The organism is Nonomuraea lactucae (genome assembly GCF_003313395.1).
Taxonomy (GTDB): Bacteria; Actinomycetota; Actinomycetes; order Streptosporangiales; family Streptosporangiaceae; genus Nonomuraea; species Nonomuraea lactucae.
The window spans coordinates 1-3,431 of the sequence record NZ_QNFZ01000702.1; the positions used below are offsets into that span (position 1 = coordinate 1).

Below are 3,431 nucleotides of genomic sequence, written 5' to 3' on the forward strand. Positions count from 1 at the left end.
CCCTTCGCGGTGTCGGTGTACGGCGGGGCCGCCGCACGCCATCACCACGAACGGGCCCCGGCCGGATGGACACGGCCTCCCCACGAATCTTCCCTCACGCGGGGACAATCCGCCCGCCCGGCTTCGACAGCCGTTGAGCACGCGATCAAGGCTTGCGCGCCGCATCGCTTGTCACAGTGGCACCGACTCGGCATCTAGGTGGTAGTGATCGTCCAGTCGTCGTACCTGTGGACCGCCGCGGTGTATCCCTGCGCTGCCAGCGCCTGCGCGAACTCGAGGGCCGAGATGGGCTCGGTCCGGAACTGGCCCGGCACGCTGGTCGGCCGGTCAACGACCGCGTACAGCACCCACGACACCGGCTGCCCGACCGGGGTCTGGCGGACGCACACGAACCACGTCCGGTCTGACAGGTACTGAACCTGCCCGCCGACGAAGTGCGCGTGGCGGCCAGCGTGGCCGTGCCGGTAGAACAGCTCGGCGGCCTGGTCCAGCTTGGCCAGGTCCGCGCCCGGCCCACCGTTGGGGTCATCGCCGATCGGCAGGACATCTCGTCGCCGTTGGGCGAGTACAGCAGCATCACGCCCTCCTCAGGTAGTACGAACCAAGTGAGGGCCGGGCACTAGCGGGCCAGGGCGGCGCGGTGGTCCGCGAGTTGGCCGGACGCGCCGTAATCCGAGCCTGCCGGACACTCCCTGATTCCTCGCCTGCGACCTGCGGGCGCTTCACTCTCTGCGTCCACTGGCAGGGATAAGCCCGAACACCCCGGCGGCTGATGCTGAGCAGCAGTAGGTATCGGCTGAGCAGCAGCTGGTATCCGAAGTGGGCATTTCTGGTTCCTAGCGTTTCCGGCATGACGGAGACGCATGTGATGCGCGGGGTTCTTGACCCCGTCACCGGAAAGGCCGCCGACGAACACCTGGACGACCTGGCCACCGAGCTCCCCTCGGTCAATGCCGCCCTCACGAAGGTGGCCAACCACTACCCCGATCTGCAAGTCACAGCCATGTGGAACACCCAGGAAGCCCTGTGATGGAACTTCGTTACGACACCTTCTACATCGGCGGTACGTGGGTCCGCCCCAGCACAGCTCGACTGATCACGCCGGTCAACGCCAGTACCGAGCAGCCCCTCGGCCAGGTTCCTGAAGGCGCCGAGGCCGACATCGACGTGGCGGTCGCCGCTGCCCGTCGGACCTTCGACGAGCCCATTGGCTGGGCGAGTTGGGAGCCGCAGCGACGTGCGGAGGTGATGGACCGCCTGGCCGACGCCCTCGACAGGCGGGCGGACGGTTTCGTCGCGCGGGTGAGCGCCCAGAACGGCATGCCGGTGGCGGTCGCCCGGCAACTCGAGAGCGGCTATCCGAGCGCTGTGCTGCGCTACTACGCGGGGCTGGCGCGCGAGGCCGTCTTCGAGGAAACCAGGGCCGGGCTCCTCGGCGGGGCGATCCAGGTCCGCAGGGTCCCGGTCGGGGTCGTCGCAGCCATCGTGCCGTGGAACTTCCCGCAGGCGCTGACCATGTTCAAGATCGCGCCCGCGATGGCTTCCGGCTGCACCCTCGTCATCAAGCCGTCGCCGGAGACCGTACTGGACGCCTACCTGCTGGCCGAGGCGGTGGAGGAGGCCGAGGTCCCGGCCGGGGTCATCAACATCGTTCCGGCTGGCCGCGAGGTGGGGGCCTACCTGGTCTCCCACCCGGAGGTGGACAAGGTCGCCTTCACCGGCTCCACCGAGGCGGGCAGGTCCATCGCCGAGACCTGCGGGCGACTGCTGCGTCCCGTCACGCTGGAGCTCGGCGGCAAGTCCGCCGCGATCGTGCTGGACGACGCGGAACTGGATCTGGCGAAGATCAGGGAAGGGCTGTTCGGGGCGACCCTGCTCAACAACGGCCAGACTTGCTTCCTCGGCACCCGTGTCCTCGCACCGCGCAGTCGCTACGACGAGGTGGTCGACGCCTTCACGGCCCTGGCCTCATCCCTCGTCGTCGGCGACGCGGGAGACCCCGGAACCCAGATCGGCCCGATGGCGACCGCCCGCCAGCGCGAGCGCGTCGAGTCGTACATCGCGAAGGGGCGCGCTGAAGGGGCCCTGCTCACGACCGGCGGCGGGCGACCGGACGGTTTGGACAAGGGCTGGTTCGTCGAGCCCACCGTCTTCGCCGACGTGGACAACAGCGCCATCATCGCCCAGGAAGAGATCTTCGGTCCGGTCCTGTCCCTCATCCCGTACGACGACGTCGACCACGCCGTCCGGATCGCCAACGACTCGAGCTTTGGCCTGGGCGGCACCGTGTGGACCGCCGACCCGGAGCGCGGCACCGCCGTCGCCCACCGGGTCCGCACCGGCACTATCGGCGTCAACCGCTACATCCCCGACCCCGCCGCCCCCTTCGGCGGAGTCAAGGCCAGCGGCCTGGGCCGAGAACTCGGCCCCGAGGGCCTAAACAGCTACCTGCAGTACCAGTCGATCTACCGCTGACACGGCATGCCCCTGCGCCGGCGGAAACTCCGGCTGAAGGTCGCCCTCATCGGACGCTCCAGGAGCGGGCAGACCCGCAAGATCCACCTGGCCGCCGACCGGAAGTGCCGCCCGCTGGCGTTCGTCCTGAGCGCGGGCCAGGCCGCGGACAGCCCACAGTTCGTCCCCGTGCTGGGCCGGGTACGGGTCCGCGGGCCTGTCGGCCGCCCTCGCACCCGGCCGGACGCGCCTACTCGTCTCGCGGCAACCGCGCCCACCCGCGGGAACGCGGCATCAAGGCGGTCATCCCGGAAAAGAAGGACCAGGCCGTCAACCGGAAGAAGAAGGGCTCCAGAGGCGGCCGGCCCGTCAGCCACGACGCGGACCTCGACAAGGAGCGGAACACCGTCGAGCGGCTGATCAACAAGCTGAAAACCTGGCGAGGCATCGCCACCCGGTACGACAAGACCCCGGACAGCTACCTCTACCTCGTCGGCCTCTACCTACGCGCCTCAATGATCTGGATCAAGGACCTCACCCGAACCACACATTGATCACGACTCAATACATGCCCTAGACGGGGCGGCCGAGCAGCATCGACAGATGGTCGCGGGTTGCCGCCAACCGCTCGTCGTCCGGCCGGTAAGTGGACTTCAGCGCCGCCAACCGCTCGTGCGGATCCGCCACGGTCTCCTGACCGGAGTCCACGTCGAGCGCGCGGGACATGCCCCGCTCCCCCGGGCTGGGCCATACGATGCACACCTCGTGGGCCTCCACCCAGGCGATACGCGCCAAATGGGCTTCTCGGAGTCGCCTGTGCAACCCATCACAATCGCGAGAGGCGAGCACCGCGACGACAGACATCCAGCGAATTTGTGGCGCACGCCCTGCCCGGACACTACCTAATCCGAAAATCGGAGAGCAAGCATGCAGACGGCAGCCAACCCCGGCGGACGACGGTGCGTCGGGGTGGGTGA

4 protein-coding genes and 1 pseudogene are annotated in these 3,431 nt (G+C 68.7%); 3 read left to right on the forward strand and 2 right to left on the reverse strand.

The genetic code is table 11. The features are described 5' to 3' along the window. Positions 1-194: 194 nt before the first annotated feature. On the reverse strand, positions 195-389 hold the full coding sequence (locus DQW85_RS25665; protein ID WP_113702527.1) for a hypothetical protein: 195 nt from the start codon (positions 387-389) through the stop codon (positions 195-197). A gap of 461 nt (positions 390-850) precedes the next feature. Between DQW85_RS25665 and DQW85_RS44850 the strand changes: the two genes are divergently transcribed. From DQW85_RS44850 to DQW85_RS25680, 3 genes and pseudogenes are all read left to right on the forward strand, one after another. Continuing rightward, on the forward strand, positions 851-1,030 hold the full coding sequence (locus DQW85_RS44850; protein ID WP_162795371.1) for a hypothetical protein: 180 nt from the start codon (positions 851-853) through the stop codon (positions 1,028-1,030). Beyond that, positions 1,030-2,475: an aldehyde dehydrogenase gene (locus DQW85_RS25675; protein WP_113702529.1), complete on the forward strand. Its 1,446-nt coding sequence runs from the start codon at positions 1,030-1,032 to the stop codon at positions 2,473-2,475. Before DQW85_RS44850 ends, DQW85_RS25675 begins: the two co-directional genes overlap by 1 nt. A 15-nt stretch (positions 2,476-2,490) precedes the next feature. Further along, positions 2,491-3,008, forward strand: a pseudogene (locus tag DQW85_RS25680) (IS5 family transposase); the annotation flags it as partial. A gap of 19 nt (positions 3,009-3,027) precedes the next feature. Here DQW85_RS25680 and DQW85_RS25685 read toward each other — a convergent pair. Then, the gene (locus DQW85_RS25685) at positions 3,028-3,249 is read right to left on the reverse strand and encodes a hypothetical protein (protein ID WP_113702530.1); all 222 of its coding nucleotides are present in this window, start codon (positions 3,247-3,249) and stop codon (positions 3,028-3,030) included. Positions 3,250-3,431 lie beyond the last annotated feature (182 nt).